Genomic DNA, 19,647 nt, shown 5'->3' on the forward strand with positions numbered 1-19,647 from the left:
GTCCCATACGATCGCATTCAATGACATTCCTTTGCCTAACGGGTACTCATATCACTTCCCCGCCAACCGGTTAGAGACGACCACCGGCGTCGACGAAGCCGATCAGGTCCTGGATCCGGTCCATCGCGCGCACCCCGTGCACGTCCTCGACCGCCCGGGAGACCACGTGGCAGACCAGGTTGCGCTCCAGCTCCCCGATGCCGATCCGGTACATGTTCAGGTACAGCCAGTTGAGGACGACCCGGTACTGCTGGAAGGCGTTCCAGCCGCCGAGTTGGTCGGCCGCGCCCCGGTGGCCTCCGAGCGTCCGGTGGAAGGGACTGCGGTCGGACCAGGCGCTCCAGCTCGAACCCCACTCCTCCGGACGGCCGTTCGCGTCGGTGTCGAGGGCCAGCTGCCCGGTCAGGATCAGCCCGTTGGCCCGGTCGCGGTACCGCAGCAGGGTGTCGAGCAGGCTGCCGAACGGCAGGGCGCCGTACTGGCCGGCGTTCGCGGTGACGGTGACGACGCGTTGCCTGAAGCGCTCCGCGTTGGTCTCGTAGACCCGGTCGAACCGCTCCCGCAGGCCGTCGGGGTGCTTGGCGAGGAAGGCGTCGACGTGGCCGCGGTAGGAGAGGTAGCCGTAGGTCACCGGCGGCAGGAACCGGTGCGCGGCCGCGATGAACAGGTCGACCGCGAGCGCCATCCGCGAACCGCCGCCGCGGACGTGCTCCAGCACGGCGAGGACGGTGTCATTGGTGTCCACGTAGTAGTCGGCGAGCAGGTCGGCGGCGGCCGGGCCGCCGAGGACGGCCAGCCGCCGGTCGTAGGGCTCGACCACCACGGAGTTGTTGGCCTCCCACGGGGTCAGCGGCCCCTGTTCGCGCTCGTACCGGGCGAGCCGCCGGTGCTGCTCCAGCGCGGCCCGCTCGTCGAGCACCGCGGTGGAGGGGTGGGCCCGCAGGTACCCGCCGAGGACGTCCGCCACGGCCGGGGCGACCACGGTGTCGAAGGCCTCCGGGGTCGCCTCGATCGGGATGCGGACGTGCGGCCCGCGCCGCCAGTGCGGCTGGAACCAGATCCGGGAGGCTGCGGGGGCCACGGCCCGGAGGAACGGCCGCACCGCGTCGAGCAGCAGGTCGGTGCGGTCGGGGTCGTGATGGTGGACGTTCACGGTGCGCCAGGAGTAGTCCGTCATCGCGCGTCTCCTCGACAGTTCAGCTCGATCAGGAATTCTGTCACCCGCGGCACGCCCTCCCGGTCGGTGAGCGCCGCCTCCGGCTCCGGCAGGACCTCGGTGAGGACCGCCGCCGCGGCCGGGTCCGCGGCCAGCTTCTCGAAGGCCAGCACCAGGGGCGGCGAGCCGATGTCCACCAGCAGCGGCTTCCGGGACCGGTCCCGGGCGAGTGCGCCCGTCGGGCCGGCGCCCGGTCGCAGCACGGAAGCGAAGAACCGGGGCGGGATGCCGTGTTCGGCCAGCCAGGCGGCCAGCAGGAGGAAGTGCTCCGCGTCGGACCGGCCGGCCGCGCGAAGGGGCAGGGTGCCCGGCCGGGCGATCCAGGCGGCGCGCCGGAGCACCACGCGTCCGACGGTGAGCCGCGGTGCGTGCAGCACCCGGCCCTCCCCCGTCCCCGCGGCCGCGTCGTGCTGCAGCGGCTGGTCGGGCCGGAGCAGGATCGGGTTCTCGCCGAACGCCTCCACCAGCAGGGCCATCACCGGGGGCAACTGCCGCTCGTAGGAGAGCCCGCCGTGGACGGGGCGGACGGCCGTGCCGCCGTCGAGCAGGACGGGCAGTCCGTCCGGCCCCACGGCGACGGTCAGCCGGGCGGGCGGCGGGTAGTCGAGGCGCTCCGGCAGGGCGAACTCGCGCTGGTTGAGCGAAGTGGCGAGGGTCCGCGCGAACTCGGCGTAGCGGACCCCGGCCGGGTGCACCGCCGCGACCGGCAGCGCGTCCTCGCCGAGCGCGCCCAGCAGCCGGCGCAGCTGCGACCGGCCGCGGCCGAAGCCGGAGTTGACCGCGTTGACGACCAACCGGTCGCCGTCGCACTGGGTGTAGACCGCGGCCGACCCGACCGGGCGCACCCAGGCCGGGAGTGCGTCCAGTACGGCGGCGAGCCGCTGCCGGTCCGGCAGGGCACCGCGGACCTCGCCGATCAGGCCGGCCAGTCGGCGGACCTCCGCGACCGGGCTGGCGGCCAGGGCCGCGGTGAGCCCGGTCGGGGCGAAGGCGACGACGGCCGGGTGCAGGCGCATCGCCTCGCTGCCGTGGCGCACCAGGTCGGTGTAGAAGAGGTCGAAGGGCACCGGCGTCCGCGTGCCGTACCGCTCCGCGACGAACGCGGCGACCGCCAGCTTGAACGGCAGTGCGTGGTCGAAGACGGCCAGCAGCCGGCAGGCGAGCGCCAGGTCGTCGAGGGCCTCCTGCCACGCGGGCAGGCAGGCCTCGACCAGCACCCCGGGGACGACCGACTGCTCGGTCACCACGTCCCGCAGCCTGCCGGTGACGCCGAGCGGCGCGAGGTGTGCGGAGAGCGTCGCACCGAGGGCGGCCCGTCCGGATCCGTCGGCCTCCGCGTAGGCGTGCAGCGCGTCCCGGACGGGCACCAGCTCGGGCGCGTTCCGCGCCAGCCGGCCGAGCGGGTCCGGGCCGTGCTCGTCGAGATCGGGCCGGGCCAGCAGCAGTCCGGCTGCCAGCAGTGAGCGCAGGTACGCGGCGGCCCGCTCCGGCGGCGCGGGGAGTCCGGCGGTCAGCTCGGCGAGCGTCGGCCCGGCGGCTGCGGCCCGCAGGCAGTGCCGCAGCGCTGCGGTCAGCGGCAGGCTGAGCAGTTCCTCCTGCGGCGCGGGGCCGAGGAACCGGACGGTGTCCGACACGACCCGTGCACTGGGGTTGACGCGGACGCGGGTCGCGGTCGCCGCGGCGCGTTGCGCGGCCAGCGGGACGAGGGCGGCGAGGTCGAGCTCGACCACCGACCGGGCCGGTGCGGTGGCGGTCCAGCGGAGCGGCGGTCCGTCCAGGACGAAACGGCCGAGGCCGCTCGCGGTGAAGGTGCTGAACGGGCTGGTCTTGACGGCGGCCCGGGCGACGTAGACGGCCAGCCGGGTCCGCTCCCGGCGGCCCGGCCTGCGCCGCAGCACCTCCCGCAGGGTGGGGCTGGCATGCGCGAGGCCCTGGTCGAAGCGGGGGTGGGTGGCGATCTCCCGCAGGGCGGCGGCCACGGCCCGGTCGGCCTCGGCCAGCAGAGCCGGCAGCTCGGCCCGCTCGGCCCGGTTCCGGTCCACGCTCCGCCCGAACTCGGCTATGTCCGAGGCGAGTTCGTCGCCCAGGGCGGTGCTGACCAGGGGATCGGCGAGCAGCCGCGAGGTGTCCCGCTGTTGGTGCACGCGGCGCCGCAGGGCGACCAGCCCCGGCTTGGCGGCCCCGTCCGGCAGCGCCCCGATCACCGCGTGGCAGCGGTCGGAGAGCACGGCCGCGCGGGCCGTCAGTGCTGCGGCCGCGCGGGCGGCCGCCAGCAGCGCGTGGCGCAGCCGCCGGTCGACCAGCCGCTCGGTCGCGGTCGCCGGCAGGCACGCGACCCGGACGGCGAAGGTGGCGGCGACGGCGGTGGGGTGAGGGCCGGTCACGGGAAGGGGTGGGGGTGGGGGTTGAGGTCGGCCTCGGCGAGCGGGTGCGGTGCGTGGCCGAGCCGGTGCGGCACCTCGCGCAGGCGGGACAGGCCGGTGGTCCGCCGGTTGCGGTGGCCGAAGGTCATCGGCAGCGCGCCGGGCACGATCACCTTGACGCAGTGCAGGCCGGCGGCCCGGTGCAGCGGCGACGTCTGGTCGACGACCACCACGTCCATGCCGCCGGCCAGCATCCGGCCGACGGCCTCGGTCAAGTCGTCGCGGAGGTCGGGGTGGTGCGGCCAGGGGCCGCCGCCGAGGCGGTCCCAGCCGATGGTGCGGTCGGGGCCGGAGAGCAGGAAGTCGAAGCGGTCGAGGGCCTCCGGGGTCGCGCTGCACAGCGCGTGGTCGGTCATCACGCGCACCAGGTCGGGGTCGGCCGTCATCCGCCGGGCCCGCTCGGCCTCGGCGGGGTAGCGGCGCAGCTCCTGTTCGACGATGGGCGCGAGTTCGCCGAGGGCACTGAGCACGGCGGCGGCCGGGTCGAGGGCCGATCCACTGGTGCAGACGACCTGCGGCCGAACGGGGTCGCTGTCGGTGTCCCGGGCCAGGACCCAGAAGGCGGGGATCGCCTCGGTCAGGGTGATGTCGAAGGCCCGCACCCGGTAGCCGGTCCGCTCCAGACGTTCGGCGACCAGCCGGATCCGCGGGTCGGGTGCGCGGGCGAGGTCGACCTCGGGCACCGGCATCCTGGCGTACCAGGTCATCAGGAAGGCGTCGCGTTCGACGACCTCCAGGATGCCGTGCAGGATCGCCTCCTCCGCGCACCCGCCGAGCGCGCAGCCGTTGGAGATCTCGAAGGTGAAGGGCTTGTCCGCCGCGGCGCCCGGCTGCCAGTCCGTCCGGTAGTAGGCGTGGCTCTCCGGGACGAGCACCGGGCGGGCGCGGCCGAAGGAGTACCCCCAGACCCAGGACACCACCGCGTCCTCGGTGAACGGCTGGTAGCGGCCGTCCGGGTCGGGGTGGCGTTCGGGCGGGAAGAGGCCGAGCGTGCGCGGGTCGAGGGCGTCGTCCGCGAGGTCGGCCCAGCTGCCGCGCACGGTGGTCCGCCTGCCCCAGGGCCACTGGCCGCCCAGGCGTTCCAGGGCCTCGGCGATCGCGGTGGTCCGGCAGGTGGCGTAGTCGTGGCCGCGTCCCCAGCCGGCCTCGCCGCGATAGCCGTACTCGGCGAGCACGGCCTCGGCCAGCGGGAACCGTGCGTCCCGCATGCCGTTCGGCGGGGCGACCACGCCGGTTTCGGCGTCCGCGTACACGGCGGTGAGCGTGGCTTCGGACAGCTCGCGGATCCGGGTGGCGCCCGGCCGCGGCTTGGGCCGGGGCTGCAGGGCGATCGCGGCCAGGTCGGCGGTGTCCGCCGGCAGCGCGCCGCAGACCCGGCAGAGCGGGTCGGGCAGGAAGTGGTGCCGGGCGAGGGAGAGGTCACGCAGGCCCACGTACCAGCAGCGGTCGGCGGCCGCACCGGTGTGCAGCAGTTCGCGGACGGTCGCGGCGGCGTGGCCGGTGAGCCAGGTCGAGGGCCGCTGCGCGATCCGCGTGTCCTCGCGCAGGGCGGCCGTCCACCGGTCGCGGCGGGGCGCGGCGGACCGCCAGGTCTCCACGCACCAGGCGCAGCCGGGTTCGCCGGGCCGGACGACCGGGCCGATCACGACCTTGTCGAGCTCGGTCCACACCGGAAGCCAGGGTTCGCCCCGGTCGTGGGCGGCGGCCCAGTCGCCGGTGTCCCACGTGTCGCGCACCACCACCAGGAAGGCCGGTGGCCGCGCGGCGATCGTGGCCGCCAGCAGGCCGTCGCCGAGTACGGTCTCGCTCACGTGCGCCTCTCCCTCACCGCGTCCTCCCGAACGCACCGCGTCGACCGGTGCGCACCGCGTCGTCCGGTGCTCACCACGTCAGCCGGAACTCGGGTCGCAGCCCGGCCGGGTGCTCGGTGCCCAGCTGCGCCATGAGCAGGCTCCGCCGTCGCCCCTCCAGGCCGAACCACTCGTCCAGCAGGTGCGTGAGCACGTCGTTCTGGATCCGGCTCGCCACGCCGATCGCCGCGCCGGCCAGACAGGCCCGGTGCAGTGCGGCGCCGGCGGCGGCCTGCTGCAGCCGGTACCAGCGGGCTCCGAACCGGGCCTCGGCGGCCTCCGCGTCACCGACCGGCAGCAGCCACAGGTTCGCGGTCCGCGCGCCCTGTTGGGTGAGGGCGGCGAGGGCGGCTTCGCGCAGCCGCTGCCGGGGGTCGCCGTCGGCGACCCGCTCCAGCCGGTGCTCGTCGGGGTGGTAACGGTAGGCCCCGGGCGGGACGCCGGTCACGTCGGCGACGACGCAGTAGTGCTCGACCAGGTTGTCCGGCAGGTCCCAGCGGGCCTGCTGTCCGTAGGCGGCGAGGACGGTGGCCAGGGCGAGGGGCGTCATCGGGTCGCCGTTGAAGCCGCGCACGGCGGCGTGCCGGGTCAGGATGCCGGCCCGCAGGTCGGGTGCGGCAAGCGGCAGGTCGATCCGCTCGCCCTCCCCCGCGGGGGCGGCGGGCAGCGGTTCGGGGCGGGGCCGGCTCTGTGCGAGCACGGCCGTGTGCGCGCCGCGGGCCCGTGGGAAGGCGGCCGTGGACGGGCCGCGCACGGCGGCCGGGGCCGGCGGGAGCAGCTCGACGAGTGCGTGCACGCCCTCCTCGCGGGGGTCGAGGCCCAGCAGGTCGGCGAGGTCGGCGTCGGGGAAGCGGAACCGGGCCGTGGCCTGCTGCTCGCCCGCGACGGCGAGGGCCTGCGCCACCTGGATGCCGGCCTCCAGGCAGGCGAGCCGGTAGTGCATCTCGCCGTACTTCGCGGCGAGCCGCCAGAACACGGCGGTCTGCACGAGCACCGTGGCGGCCGGCCGGGAGGCGACCTGGGCGCGGTAGTCGCCCGACCGCAGTTGCACCAGGTCGTGGCGGGCCGGGTCGTAGTAGTGGACGCCGGTCGGCACCTCGGAGTCGGGGCCGGCGATCACGTACCACTCGGCGCCGTAGCGGGCGCCGCCCGAGGGTGTCGGACGCCTGGTCACCAGCCACTGCAGCGGGTCGTCGTCGGGGAGGGCGTCGAAGCCGTCGGTGAAGGGCAGCATGTCCAGCGGCGTCAGCCACTGTGCGCGGGTGATGCCGCCGAGGTCGGCGAGCAGCCGGCCGAGCCGGTGTCCGGCGCGCTCCGGCGGCCAGGGCAGCGGATGGCGCGGCACCCCCGGGTAGCTCTTGACCACGTGGGGCGGGAAGGCCTGCGGGTCGGCCACTTCGGTCGGTGTGTGCACGTCCTCCTGGTAGCGCGTGACCTGGTCGCTCACGGTCACACCGCACACAGGTCGAAGGCCGTCCGGGTCAGCAGCAGGCGCAGGTGGGACTCCTGGGCCAGGCCGATGCCGAGCCGGTTGCACATCAGGTGGGCGCAGCGCTCGACGATCAGCTGCGGCACCAGGTGGTTGATGTGGTCCAGCACGTCGGCGGGCGCCTCGAAGTCCGGGTACGCGTCCAGCCTGCCGAGCAGTTCCAGCCGGACGAGGGTGTCGTTCAGGTCCCTGGTGCTCTCCAGCCATGCGTTCGCCACCGAGCCCTCGGGCAGCGCCACGCCGCGGGTGGTCGCCCAGACCGCCTCCAGGGTGGAGCGCAGTTGGGCCTTGTTGGCCTCGTAGTGCCGCTCGAACTCCGGCGTGCCGATCAGCTGCGCCGCCCGGCCGCCGCTCTCGACCATGAACCGTGCCTGGTAGGCGAGTTCGGGCAGGATGCCGGTGAACAGGGTGCGGTTGGCGGCCAGCAGGGCGAAGGCGTCCATGGCGCGCTGACCGGGCTTGCGGCCACGGGCGATCAGCTCCGCCGCGAGGGCGCTGGCCGTCATCAGGTGGCGTTCGACGGCCTCCAGTGCGGGGCCGGTGCCGAACACCCCGGTCTCCGGCCGGTAGTCGACGAACGCGACCGAGTTGTCCGGGTGGAGCACCGTGTCGTAGTCGGCCATCCGTTCCAGGGCGGCCAGGCCAGGCGCGGAGGCGGCGTACTCCTGGGGGGTCATCGGGGTCTCCGACGGCGAGGCGCGGTGGAACGCCGCGGCCGTCTCCTCGATCACGGACCGGACCTGTGCCACCTGCTCGGGACGGGTGCGCACCCGCAGCCGGAGGTGCGGGCCGCCCTCCCAGTAGCGCAGGAAGAAGAAGCCCTCGGCCCGCCCGGCGCGGCGCAGCCGTTCGACGGCGGGCCGGACGACGCCGACGACCACGGCGTCCTGGTCCCCGTGGTGGTGGAGGTGGGCGCTGACCCAGGTGCGGCCGGCCGGTCCGGGCGGTACCGGCACGTCGGCCATCGCGGACGCGGCGGGCATGGCGGTCGTGTCGGTCGTGTCAGACATAGGTGACTCCGGGCTCGTTGAGTTCCACGATGTACTCGGCGACGCGCTCGCCGCGGATCCGGCCGGGGTCCGGCAGGGTCTCGCTGATCTGCACGATCGCGTTCGGCTCGGCGAGCCGGCGTTCCAGTCCGAGCAGCAGCAGCGTGCTCGCGAAGTCCACGTAGGTGGGTTTGGTGTCGTTTCCCCGGCCCCGGTCGCCGACGCCCCTGCCACCGCCGCCCGGGGCCAGGACGGCCGGGTCGAGCACGGTGACGAAGCACCGCTCGGGGATGCCGTGTTCGGCCAGCCAGGCGGCCGTCCGCAGCATCCAGGCCGCGTCGGAGGCGGCGTCGGCGCGCCGCGGCATCCCGTCCGCGCGGGTCATCCACATGGCGCGGCGCAGCACCACCGTGCCGACCGTCAGCCGCGGCAGGTGGCGCACTCCGGTGTCGGCGCGCGGGTCCGAGGTCATCCGGAGTTCGGTGTGCGCGCCGAACCAGGTGTTGGACTCGCCGAAGGCCTCGACCATGAACCGCGCGGTGGGCGGCAGCAGCCGGTCGCCGAGACCGGGGTGGACGGGGCAGATCCGTCGGCCCAGTCGCCGTGACACCAGTTGGAGGATGCCGTCGCCGCCGCGCCGCACCGCCAGGTCGTTGAGGGGCAGCCGGTCCTCCGGGTCGCGCGCGCTGCGCACCCCTGGGTAGTCGACGACCAGCCGCACCCCGGGCTTCCGGACGTTGACGGCGGACCTGGCCACGGCCTCGAACTCGGCGAAGAGCACGTCGTCGCGGCCGGCGGCGAGCCCCCGTTCGGCGGGCGCGTCGCTGTGCAGGTCGAGGCCGTCCAGGATCTGCCGCACCCGGTTCCGGCCGCGGCCGAACCCGCAGGTGACGGTGTTGACCACCAGCTCCGCGCCCGGTGCGGTGTCGGTGAGCTGGCAGTAAGCCGCCACGGAGGTGGGGGTGCGCACCCAGGCCGGCCATGCCTCGGCGAGGGCGCGGACCTCCTCCGGGTCGATGCGGACCACCCCGTCGGGGCCGGGTGCCCGCCCGCCCAGCAGCCGTTTGGCGTCGGCGCGCAGTCGCTGCAGCTCGCCCAGCGCGTCGCCGTTCCCTCCGGAGTCGGTGCCGTCGCCGTCGGTGCCGTCCCGGTCGGCGGCCGCCGGGGCACCGGCCCGCTCGGTGAGGACGTCGCGGTAGAACACCAGCAGCGGGACCTCGGCCCCGGCCGGGTACCGGTCCTGGAAGAGCCGGCTCAGGGTCAGCTTGGTGGGCAGGTCGGGGCCGATCAGGCCGAGCAGGGTGCGCACCGCGTCCAGGTCGTCCAGCAGGGGCTGCCACTGCTCCAGGTCCAGCACGGCGGCGGTGCCCGGGTGGACGGCGTTCTCGTAGAAGCTGTACCGGGCGAACTCCTTGGCCAGCTTGGGGTTGTGCAGGTGGGCGTGGTCGCCGGCCTCGCGCAGGGCGGTGTCCAGGCCGCGGACGACGGCGTCGCGGACGGCGACCCTGGCCCCGGGGGTGGCGATGGTCGGGTAGGTCGACAGGGCCTCCTGCACCGTGTGCAGGGTCCAGTCCAGCGTCTGCAGGCCGGGCTGCCGCAACCGGTGCAGCCAGGCGCGCAGTTCGGCGACCGGGTCCGGGGACTGGTCGGCGAGCGGCGGGACGAGTTCCAGGACGCCCAGGGTGACCAGGCGGCGCAGGAAGACGTCGGCCCGGTGTCCGTCGGTGGCCCGGGCCAGGAGCGCGCCGCGCAGGTCGTCCAGGGTGGTCCCGTGCGTGGTCGCGTCGAGCACCCGGCGCAGCGTCGGGGTGAGCGCCAGGCCGTGCACGTGCTCGACCGGGCGGCGGCCGAGGAAGACCAGGGTGTCGTCGACGACGGTGGCGCTCGGGTTGATCCGGATCCGGCAGCCGCCGACGACCTCCGGGCGTTCGCTGACGGCGCGGGCGATCCGGTGGAGCGTGCCGATGCTGACCTCGGTGCCGGTCGACGCGGAGGGCCCGCCCTCCGTGAGGCCTCCGGGCCCGACGGGGTCCTCGGACCGGCTCCAGGCGGCGAGTCCGCTGCTGGTGAAGGTGGAGTAGGGGCTGGTCTTGGCGGCGGAGCGGGCCAGGTACTGGGCGAGCCGCAGCAGGCTCTGGCGCTGCGGCGCGCGCCCGGTGGTCAGCCACTTGTGCAGGGCCAGGAACATGTCCGGGTTGGCGTGCACCAGGCCCAGTTGGAAGGCCGGCAGCCGGCCCGCGTCGCGCAGCGCACGGCAGCTCGCCGCCCAGTCCTGTTCCAGCTGCTGCGGCAACTCGGCCTGCAGCCGGTCGCGTTCGGCGATCAGGGCGGACCACTGCCACAGCGGGGCGGTGAGCTCGGCAGGCACGTCGGCCAGCCGGGCGGGACCGATGCGGCGGCCGCGGTGGACGGCCCGTCGCACGGCGACCAGCCCGGCCTTCGCCTCGCCGTCGCCGAGGGCGCCGATCGCCCCGTGCAGCAGGGCCGACAGCCGGCCGGCCGCGTCGGAGATCTCGGCGCGCAGGCGTACCAGCTCCCGGGCGGTCTCCCAGCTCCGGTCGCAGCGCAGGCCGTCCAGCACGACGGCCGGGCTTCCGGCGAGCCGGACGACGGCGGCCGGGCCGAGCCCGTACCGCATCGGGCCGGTCCGGGCCTCGCGCAGGCTCTCCATCACTCCACCGCCTCGGGTTGGACGGGCACGATCATGCGTCCGCCGGGGCCCGTCCTGGCCAGCAGGATCTGGAAGACCGGGGTGTGGCGCCGCTCGGTCAGGCCGAGTGCGGCGCGGACCCCTTCGGCGTGGTAGGCGTTGACGACGCGGCCGGACAGGCCTTGCGCGGCTGCGGCGACGCAGACGCGGTGGGCGAGCATCCCGGCCTCCTGGTTGATCACGCGGTAGCCGCGGTCGCCGAAGGTGTCGAACGCCCAGTCGCGGTCGCCGACGAGGTGGACGACGGCGTTCATGTGCGTGAAGACCGGTCCGGGGATGGTGGCGCGCTCGATCGCGGTGAGCGCGTTCGGGCCGGTGCTGCCGGCGGCGTCACGGGCGACCGGGTGCAGCGCGCCGGTCTCCGGGTCGAGCCGGTAGGCCCCTGGCGGTACGCCGGTGAGGTCGCCGACGGTCAGGTAGATCTCCAGCGGGGCCGGTGTGCCGGCGGGGACGGCGTCGCTGACCGGCCCGGTGCGGATCCGGGCCAGTCGCGTCCACAGCTCGACGCCGTCGACCCGCGAGGCGACCGGGCGGAAGACGCCGGGCCCGGAGTCGCGCCTGCGCAGCACCCAGGCGAGGCCCGGCTCGGGGACCTCGGCCGCGGGCAGCGGCAGCGGCTCGGCGTCGGTGGCGGCGGTGGCGGCCGGTGCGACCGGGACGGCGGTCGTGAAGCTCGTGGTGTCGGTGCGCAGGGAGGCCCGGTCGACTTCGGTCAGCATCGGGCAGGCCCGGGGGACGTGCAGGCCGCTCGGGACGACCGGCGGCTCGATCGGCTCGATGGTCGCGGCCAGCGCCGCGGCCGTCTCCACGACCGGCCGGACCGCCGGACGGCTGCCGGTGGCGGCCGTGCCGGTGCCGGTGCCGGTGCCAACATCGTCGTCGGGGTCGGCGAGGTGGAGCGGCAGGACCAGCAGGGCCGGTTCCTCGTCGCCGTCGAGTCCGAGCAGTTTGCCGACCGGCCCGTCCAGGAACTGGTGGTGGACGTGGGCCCGCAGGCCTATGGCCCGGGCGACCAGGTCGAGGTTCCCGGCGACCAGTCCCGCCTCCTGGGTGCAGAGGCGGTAGGCGTAGTCCCGGTAGATGTAGGCGGTCTTGGGCAGCAGGGCTGCGAGCACGAGCACGGCCTGCGGCATCGGGCCGCCGGTTCCCGCCGCCCGGGTGAGCAGCCGGCGGTGGTCGCCCTCGCGCAGCCGCACCAGCGCGTGGTGCGGGGCGTCGTAGTGGTGGGTGCCGTCGGCGAGGCACACGTACAGCTGGACGCCGAAGAGGCAGCGTGCCGAGGCGACCGTCCGGTGGTAGGGCCAGGTCCCGTTGGTGTCGAACTCCTGCCGGGTGATGCCGTAGCCGTAGTGCAGCAGGGTGGACAGGGCCGGTCCGTCGAGGGCGTCCACCGGGCCGAGTTCGGCGGGCAGCGCGGTGGTCAGCGGGCGGCGCGGCAGGCCCCGGTAGATCTTGAACTTCAGCGGCTCGTCCGGGTTCCCGTACTCGGACTGCCGGCCGGCCATCGCCTCGGGCAGGTCCTCCAGGCTGACCCGCCAGAACTCCCGCCCGACACCGTCGCGGGGCGCCGTCACGGGAAGGGGTGCGGGTGCGGGTTGCGCACCTGCCCGAGCCGGGGCAGTCCGGTCACCCGACGGGCCGTGTGGCCGAAGGTCATCGGCACCGAGCCCGGTGCGATCACCTTGACGCATGTGAAGCCTCCCGATGCCTGTTCCGTTGAGGTGGTGTCGACGGCGACCACGTCCATGCCGGCGGCCGCGAACCGGCGGACGGCCTCGTCCAGGTCCGCGCCGATCTCGCCGTGCTCGGGCCACCGCCATCGTTCGACGCCCTGCTGCCAGGTCGAGGCCGGCGGGTCGTCCAGCAGGAACGCGTACCGGTCGAAGCCGTCCGGGTCCGCCGCGCAGAGCAGGTGGTCGGCCATCGTGACGACCTCGTCCGGATGCCCGGCCAGGTGCCGGGCGCGGTCGCGCCACCCGGGGTCCGCGGCCAGCAGGCTCACGTACTCGACGGTCTGGCTGAGCTCGTGCAGCGCGGCGAGGACGGCCTCGGCGGGTTGCAGCCCGCTGCCGCCGGTCGACACGGCCCTCGGCCGCCCGTCGCCGGTGACGTCCTCGGCGAAGGTCCAGAACGAGGGGATCCCGTGCTCCCGGGTGCTGTCGAAGATCCGCACCCGGTAGCCCCGCCGCTCGATCCGCTCGGCCACCAGCGGGATCCGGCGGTCGGGTGCGGCGGCCGGGTCGAGTTCGGGCAGCGGGGTGCAGCCGTACCAGGCCGTCAGGAAGGCGTCGCGTTCGGCGACTTCGAGGACGCCGTGCAGCACCGCCTCCTCGTAGCAGCCGCCCAGGGCGCAGCCGCTGGAGATCTCGCAGGCGAACCCGGCCTCGCCGTCGCCGCTGCGCAGCCGGTAGTAGACGAAGCCCTCCGGGACGAGCACCGGCCGGCCCCGGCCGAACGACCAGCCCCAGACCCAGTTCGCCACCGCGTCCTCGGTGAACTCCCGGTAGCGGAAGCCCGGCACGCGGTACCGGTCGGCGGGGTAGAGCCCGAGCGTGCGGGGGTCGACAGCGTCAGTGGCCACCTCCGTCCAGGTGGCCCGGACGGCGGTGCGACGGGCGGGCGCGTGGGCCGCCAGCCGCTCCAGCGACTCGGCGACGGCGACGGCCCGCGCGGACGCGAAGTCGCGGGTGCGGCCGTAGCCGGACGCGTCGGTGGAGACGCCGGGCACGGCCAGCACGGCCTCGGTGAAGGGGAAGGCGTGCTGCGTGTAGGAGGTGACGGACGGGATCAGGCCGCTCTGCCCGTCGACGTAGACCGCCTCCAGCGCGGCCGGGTCGAGCCGGCGGACCCGGCTCGACCGGGGGGAGAGCTTGGCCCGGGCCCGGCGGGTGATCCGCGCGCCCTCCGCGGTGTCGGGGACGGCGGTCGAGCAGGTCGGGCAGTGCGGGTCGGCCAGGAAGCCGTGCCGGGACAGTGCGAGGGTGGCCGTGTCGACCACCCAGTAGCGCCGGGCCTGCGGCTCGGCCCCGGTCAGTGCGGCGACGGTGTCGGCGAGGAAGGTCGGGAGTTCGGGGTGCCGCGTCCCGGCGCCGGGCCGGGCGGTGGGGTCCTCGCCGGACGCCGCGGTGCGTCGGGTGCGCAGGCAGTCGGGGCAGCCCGGCGGCCACGGTCCGACGATCGCCCGGTGGGGTCCGAGCAGCACCTGCGGGCGGTCAGCCATGGACGACCACGGCCTGTGCCACGAACGGACACAGCCGGGCGACGGCGGGATCGTGGTCGAGCGGCACCGCCACCACGCGGCCGCCGTCGCGCGTCAGCCGTGCCACGACCTCCTCCAGGGTGACCGCGCCCGGCCGGGCCGCGCCCGGGCCGTCCGCCGCCCGCGGCCCTCCGCGCAGCTCCGCGGGCAGGTCGGGCACCGGCTCCGGCGCGTAGCCGGGCTGGTCCGCGGCGCGGGACTGGTGGGCGAGAAGCGTCAGCTCCAGCCCCTGCTCCAGCGCGGTGGCGGCGTCGAACGCGCAGGTGCGGGCGACGGTGGTCTCCGGGGTGGTGAACGCGAAGGTGGGCAGGCCGAGCAGCCCGGAGAGGTCGTGGACCTCGAAGGGCTGGTCGACGATCTCCAGCAGCTTGCGGTAGCGGGCGCCGCGGGCGGTCAGCTCGGCGCCGTCCAGGTCGAGCCGCGGCAGCGGCCCGGTCGCGGTCGCGAGCGCCGCACCGACACGGGATGCTGCCGCCGCGACCACCGCGGCGCGCACCGCCTCGGCCCAGTCGCGCCCGGACGCCGCGGTCCGCGCCGGGAAGACCGCCGCCGCCTCGACCTCCACCGGTTCCCCGGTCAGCACGTCGACGCCGTGCAGGCGCTCGCCCTTGCGGGGGTCCGCCATCACCGCCGCGTAGCGCTCGAACGCGCGCCGCACGGCCCGTTGGCGCGATTCGACGACGCTCTCTCCGCAGCCGTGCACCGGGAACGGGCCGCCGGCGAGGCCGACGGGGTCGGAGACCACGACCTCGCTGACGAACAGCGGCAGCTGCTCGTAGTCGCGCTCGGTGATCTCCGCGAACACGCCCGTCCGGGCGTCGACGCACTCCACCGCGCGCCGGCCCAGCTCCTCGTCGTCGACGGGCGGCGCGGCGGCGAGCAGGGCCGGCCTGGCCGGGTCGTCGGGGACGGCGGGCAGCGCGAGCGGGTGCGGCAGGAAGGCGTGGGTCCCGGTCTCCAGGGTCTCCAGGTCGAACCGGACGAGCCGGTCGGGTGCCTGTCCCCGGTCGATGCCGGTCAGGTGGCGGAAGGCCGCGAAGCAGAGCTGGTTGGCGACCAGGGCGACGGTCGGGCCGCGCAGGAAGTCGCTCGGCGCGAGCTCCGGGTGGTCGCGCAGGTCGGCGCCCGCGAGGTCCGGGGCGAGCGCGTGCAGCCGCCGCCAGGCCGACTCGCAGGCCGTGGCGTCGCCGTCCCGGCCGATCACCGGGCCGATCCACGCCTCGTCGCCGACCGCGACCGCCTGCGCGAACGCGGCGCCGGCGGCGCGGGCGGCCCTCGGCAGCCGCAGGGCGCGCCCGATCATCGGCCGGTCGGCGACGTGCAGCACCATGTCCGCACCGGCCGCCAACCGCTCGTCGGCGGCGTCCTCCAGGAAGGTCACCTGCTGGTCGGGGTCGAGAAGCCGGGCCGCGGCCAGGTGCTCGGCGACGCGCTCCCGGTCGAACGGGGACTCGGCGAACGGTGCGACCGGGGCGGTGCGCAGACCGGAGCGCAACTGCGCGTTGGCCAGTGCCTGCAGCAGCGGGCCCGCGCCGGCCAGCACGACGGTGGAGTCGCGGTAGCGCTCGAAGCGCAGCTCCGGCGAGTCCGTGAAGTACTCGACGAAGGCGATGTTGGCGGCGTAGGTGGTGGCCAGCTCGGCGGAGAGGTTGTGCGGTCGGTCGTCCAGGACGTTCTTCACGTAGCCCTTGCCCAGCAGCAGCAGGGTCAGTTTGGCCAGGGCTGCGCGGCTCTGCTCCGGCACGGCCGCGCACAGCTCGCCGAGGGTCCTGGTGCCGTCCAGCAGCGGTGCGATCCGCTGGATCCACTCGTAGGTCGACGCGCCCTTGAGCATCGATCCGCCCAGGTTGCTGCGAATGTAGGCGCCCTCGGGCACGCGCATGACGTACACGTCCCCGCGCAGCCGCGGCCGGATCCGCTCGACGTTTGCTTCCATGACCACCGCTTCTTCGGGCAGGACTGATGTCGGGTCAGGATGAGGACCGAGAGCCACCCGGTCCTCGTTCACGAACACGCACCGGCTAGAGCGCGGGTGCCGGAAGGATCAGCACCCCGGTCAGGTGCAGGAGCAGCACGGGCAGCAGCAGCAACAGCTGCTCGCGCCGCCGGACGCGGACAGCTCGGTCAGGCCGTAGCCCGCCGTCACCGACGACGGGACGTCGGGCACGCGACGGGAGCTCCGGCCCCCGCTCAGGTGCAGGAGCAGCACGGGCAGCAGCAGCAACAGCTGCTCGCGCCGCCGGACGCGGACAGCTCGGTCAGGCCGTAGCCCGCCGTCACCGACGACGGCGGGTGACGGGTCGTCACAGTGATTTCACTTCGGGCAGCACCTCGGTGCAGAAGAGCTCCAGGGTCTGCCCAGCCTCGGCGAGCGGCATCGCACCGAAGTCGATCTGCCACAGGATCTGGTCGACGCCGCCGATGTGGTCGTTGAAGGCGCGGATCCGCTCGACGACCGTCTGCGGGGAGCCGACGATCGCGCCCCCCTCGGTGAAGAGTTCGGTGGGCTTGAGGCCGCGCAGCATCCAGCCGAACCCGGAGTAGCCCCGGTAGGCCGTGGACTCGCGGCGGTCCCAGGCGTTCACGGCCAGCGCCCACACGTCCAGGTAGCGCCGCAGGTGGGTCTCGGCGATCCGCTCCGCTTCCGCGTCGGTGCCGGCGACGACCAGCGGCAGGCTGGCGGCGACCCGGGGGCGGAGCCCGGTGCCGGCGTGCGCGGCGTTGAACGCGTCGCGGTAGAGGCCCAGGTGGTCGCGGAACTCGTGCGGCGAGATCAACGGGGTGATCAGCAGCCCCAGTCCCTCCGTGCCCAGCCAGGTGAAGCTCTCGGGCGTGCGCACCGCGGCTCCCCAGACCGGCGGGTGCGGCCGCTGGGTGGGCCGCGGCAGACCGGTCACGTCGCGGTAGGCGAAGAACGGCGTGTCCTCGCTCACCTCTTCCTCGGTCCACAGGCGCAGCACCGCCCGGACGGTCTCCCGGAAGCGGTCGGTGCTCTCCTCCATGGGTACGCCCAGCGTGTCGAACTCGTCTGGCAGGTAGGCCCGGGCGAAGCCCACGTCCAGCCGGCCGCCGCTGATCGCGTCCACCTGGGCGGCCTCCGCGGCCAGCTGGACGGGGTGGTGGAACACCGGCAGGACGCAGCCGGTCATCAGCCTGACCGAGGTCGTCCGGGCGGCCACCGCGGAGAGGAATCCCAGCGGGCTCGGGCAGTATCCGCCGTAGTGGTGGAGGTAGTGCTCGGTCATCTTGATGGAATCCAGGCCGCCGAGCTCGGCCCGGACGGACAATTCCAGCGCGTCGCTGAAATAGCTCTGCGGAGATTTCGTCCCGGGCGGGCAGTCGGGAAGAAAGGACAGACCGAAGCGCAACGACACCACTCCCTGAACCGGATTCCCCCGGGAATTCCCCGGGATATCCGCGCGATCGACGCCTGCAGTGGCCATCCACCCGTCCCGAGGTCAGCCTGTGTGCAACACAGGCCAGTTGGTGCAGGGCGGGGGATCTCGGCCGACGCTACATCGAGCCACGGAAGTCGTCAATATCCAACATAGGGAGCCGCCACAGGAAAGGTATTCCGGCTCGCGGCCGGTATCCTCCGGGATACTTACGCTACAAATCGCGCGTTATTGACGGCGCCACGGCACGCTGCGAGCGTGTGTGTCCCTTGCCGACTGCACGGATGGGAAGCCATGACCTCCACCTGGCCGGCCGGGGCGGCCGCGAAGAAGCGGACCGTCCAGCTCGTCGAGTTCACCGCGATGCGCGGCGTCCGGTACAGCGTCACCCTGGGCTATCTGAAGGCCACCGCGGTCGCCGACCCGGTGCTCGACGACGCCTGCGACTTCCGGATCAACGTGCGCGAGCAGACCGGCGGCGACCGGGCCGTGACCGAGCTGCTGGACTCCTGGGACGAGCCGTTCGCCGTCGCGCTGACGGTGTTCTTCTGGAACCGCGCCCAGTCCCTGGAGCTGGCCCGCCGGGTGAAGGAGCGCTGGCCGGACTGCCGCGTCGTGCTCGGCGGGAACGACGTCAGCCACCAGCAGGACCCGCTGTTCGCGGAGGCCCCCTGGGTGGACGTGCTGGTGCACGGCGAGGGCGAGTTGCGCTTCCGCGACCTGATCCGCTGCTTCCTGGCCGGCGGCGACCTCGCCGCCGTCCCCGGCATCAGCCACTGGTCCGACGGCGCCGTCGTCACCACCGCGGACGCGGACCGGATCACCGATCTCGAGCAGGTCGTCTCGCCGATCCTGACCCCGGTCTACTCCGACGAGGAGATCGCCGGCTCGTCGATGATCGTCTACGAGACCAACCGCGGCTGCCCCTACAAGTGCGCCTTCTGCTACTGGGGCGGCGCCACCAACTCCAAGGTGCGCCAGTTCGACCTGGACCGGATCTTCGGCGAACTGGACCGGCTCGTCCGGCTGATGCCGACGGACGCCACCCTGTTCATCGCGGACGCCAACTTCGGCATCGTCGCCCGGGACCGGCAGATCGCCGAACGCATCGTGGAACTCACCCGCCGCCACGGCAAGCGGCTGGTCATCAGCACCAACTGGGCCAAGAACGGCAACGACCGCATCGTGGAGATCGCCGGCATGCTGCACGCCGCCGAACTCACCGGCGCGATCACGCTGTCCGCGCAGTCCTTCGACCCCGACGTGCTGAAGATCGCCAACCGCGCCAACATCCGGACCGACCACTACCGCCGGCTGCTGGCCCGCTTCCGCGCACTGGACGTGCCCACCTACACCGACCTGATCTGGGGCCTGCCGGGAGAGAGCTACGACTCCTACCTGGCCGGGGTCGAGGAGGTGCTGACCGCGGGCGGCTCACCGGTGATCTATCCGCTGCTGCTGCTCAACAACACCGAGTACTCCCGGGAGTCCTTCCGGGACGAGCACGGGCTGACGACGCGACGGATGCCGGGCGACGTCACCAACCCCGAGCTCGTCGCCGAGGTCGTCGTCGGCCACGACCGCATGACCGCCGAGGAATGGGTGCGCGGCATGGCGTTCCGGGTCTCCATGACTCTCTTCCAGAAGATCCTGCTGCGCTGCGCGCTGCGCGTCGTCCACGCCACGACCGGTGTGCGCATGGTCGACCTGTGCGAGCAGTTGTGGTCCTTCCTGCTGGAGGACTGCGCCGACCCCTTCCTGCGCGCCGTCGCCCGCAACGTGGCCGCCGCCCACCGGGAGCCCGCCGACCTGGACAGCGCGCTGCTGCGGACGGTGATCGGCGACCGCGTGGTGGTGCCCGAGGAGGTGCACTTCCAGGCGCTGCTGTGCCGCGCCGTCGGCACGGAACGCACCGCGACGGACCTGCTCACCACCGCGGTCGGCCGGCTGTGCGACCGGCTGGCCGCCGCCGGCCACGAGATCGACCGCAGGCTGGTCGACGGCGCGCTGACGCTGGACATCGCGGCGACGACGATCCTGCGGGCCAGCCTGCGCGGCGACCTGGACGAGGCCGGGTTCGCGGTGCCGCGCAGGGCCTGGGACCTGCTGGTGGAAGCCGGGGACGTGCCCTCCGGACTGGACGCCGGCGGCCGGGGCGCCACCGTGCGGGGCACCGTGTGGGCCCCGGCGCGCTGGGTCCACTACCCGATCAGCGTCTACGCGCTCTCCATCTGGCACGGCACCGGCCGACCGTTGCACGACCTCCTGTTCGACCTGGCCCCCGGACCGGCCCGGGGGCCGCTCGTCCCCGCCTGA

Annotated in this window: 11 protein-coding genes; 1 reads left to right on the forward strand and 10 read right to left on the reverse strand. The window is 74.4% G+C overall.

Annotated elements, in window-relative coordinates; genetic code table 11:
• Positions 1 to 70: 70 nt before the first annotated feature.
• The 10 genes from IE98_RS0104335 to IE98_RS0104380 form a co-directional block, all read right to left on the reverse strand.
• Positions 71 to 1,177 carry a thiopeptide maturation pyridine synthase gene (locus IE98_RS0104335; protein ID WP_030264332.1) on the reverse strand — a complete coding sequence of 369 codons (1,107 nt, stop codon included), beginning with the start codon at positions 1,175 to 1,177 and terminating at the stop codon, positions 71 to 73.
• The gene (locus tag IE98_RS51845) at positions 1,174 to 3,600 is read right to left on the reverse strand and encodes a lantibiotic dehydratase (protein ID WP_030264335.1); all 2,427 of its coding nucleotides are present in this window, start codon (positions 3,598 to 3,600) and stop codon (positions 1,174 to 1,176) included. Before IE98_RS51845 ends, IE98_RS0104335 begins: the two co-directional genes overlap by 4 nt.
• A complete protein-coding gene (locus IE98_RS0104345) occupies positions 3,597 to 5,450 on the reverse strand; it encodes a TOMM precursor leader peptide-binding protein (protein ID WP_052390109.1) in 1,854 nt (617 codons plus the stop codon). Before IE98_RS0104345 ends, IE98_RS51845 begins: the two co-directional genes overlap by 4 nt.
• A gap of 70 nt (positions 5,451 to 5,520) precedes the next feature.
• Positions 5,521 to 6,936 carry a nitroreductase family protein gene (locus IE98_RS0104350; protein ID WP_030264339.1) on the reverse strand — a complete coding sequence of 472 codons (1,416 nt, stop codon included), beginning with the start codon at positions 6,934 to 6,936 and terminating at the stop codon, positions 5,521 to 5,523.
• 2 nt (positions 6,937 to 6,938) lie between these two features.
• Positions 6,939 to 7,988, reverse strand: coding sequence for a lantibiotic dehydratase C-terminal domain-containing protein (locus IE98_RS0104355; protein WP_030264346.1), 1,050 nt, complete (start codon positions 7,986 to 7,988; stop codon positions 6,939 to 6,941).
• The gene (locus IE98_RS0104360) at positions 7,981 to 10,638 is read right to left on the reverse strand and encodes a lantibiotic dehydratase (protein ID WP_030264349.1); all 2,658 of its coding nucleotides are present in this window, start codon (positions 10,636 to 10,638) and stop codon (positions 7,981 to 7,983) included. The genes IE98_RS0104355 and IE98_RS0104360 overlap by 8 nt, the downstream gene beginning before the upstream one ends.
• Complete coding sequence (locus IE98_RS0104365) at positions 10,638 to 12,251, reverse strand: nitroreductase family protein (RefSeq protein WP_030264352.1); 1,614 nt, start codon at positions 12,249 to 12,251, stop codon at positions 10,638 to 10,640. Before IE98_RS0104365 ends, IE98_RS0104360 begins: the two co-directional genes overlap by 1 nt.
• On the reverse strand, positions 12,248 to 13,897 hold the full coding sequence (locus tag IE98_RS0104370; protein WP_052390110.1) for a TOMM precursor leader peptide-binding protein: 1,650 nt from the start codon (positions 13,895 to 13,897) through the stop codon (positions 12,248 to 12,250). Before IE98_RS0104370 ends, IE98_RS0104365 begins: the two co-directional genes overlap by 4 nt.
• The gene (locus IE98_RS0104375) at positions 13,890 to 15,872 is read right to left on the reverse strand and encodes a hypothetical protein (RefSeq protein WP_159400826.1); all 1,983 of its coding nucleotides are present in this window, start codon (positions 15,870 to 15,872) and stop codon (positions 13,890 to 13,892) included. Before IE98_RS0104375 ends, IE98_RS0104370 begins: the two co-directional genes overlap by 8 nt.
• Positions 15,873 to 16,239: 367 nt before the next feature.
• Complete coding sequence (locus IE98_RS0104380; RefSeq protein WP_199922866.1) at positions 16,240 to 17,310, reverse strand: LLM class flavin-dependent oxidoreductase; 1,071 nt, start codon at positions 17,308 to 17,310, stop codon at positions 16,240 to 16,242.
• A 315-nt stretch (positions 17,311 to 17,625) separates the two neighbouring features.
• Between IE98_RS0104380 and IE98_RS0104385 the strand changes: the two genes are divergently transcribed.
• Positions 17,626 to 19,647 carry a B12-binding domain-containing radical SAM protein gene (locus tag IE98_RS0104385; RefSeq protein ID WP_030264370.1) on the forward strand — a complete coding sequence of 674 codons (2,022 nt, stop codon included), beginning with the start codon at positions 17,626 to 17,628 and terminating at the stop codon, positions 19,645 to 19,647.

It is taken from the genome of Streptomyces sp. NRRL B-24484 (genome assembly GCF_000717715.1).
GTDB lineage: Bacteria > Actinomycetota > Actinomycetes > Streptomycetales > Streptomycetaceae > Kitasatospora.

Bases quoted from the DNA above. Each gene is read 5' to 3' on its own strand.
- IE98_RS0104335 (WP_030264332.1), bottom strand. From the start codon at position 1,177: ATGACGGACTACTCCTGGCGCACCGTGAACGTCCACCATCACGACCCC.
- IE98_RS0104355 (WP_030264346.1), bottom strand. From the start codon at position 7,988: ATGTCTGACACGACCGACACGACCGCCATGCCCGCCGCGTCCGCGATG.
- IE98_RS0104360 (WP_030264349.1), bottom strand. From the start codon at position 10,638: ATGGAGAGCCTGCGCGAGGCCCGGACCGGCCCGATGCGGTACGGGCTC.
- IE98_RS0104370 (WP_052390110.1), bottom strand. From the start codon at position 13,897: ATGGCTGACCGCCCGCAGGTGCTGCTCGGACCCCACCGGGCGATCGTC.
- IE98_RS0104375 (WP_159400826.1), bottom strand. From the start codon at position 15,872: ATGGAAGCAAACGTCGAGCGGATCCGGCCGCGGCTGCGCGGGGACGTG.
- IE98_RS0104385 (WP_030264370.1), top strand. From the start codon at position 17,626: ATGACCTCCACCTGGCCGGCCGGGGCGGCCGCGAAGAAGCGGACCGTC.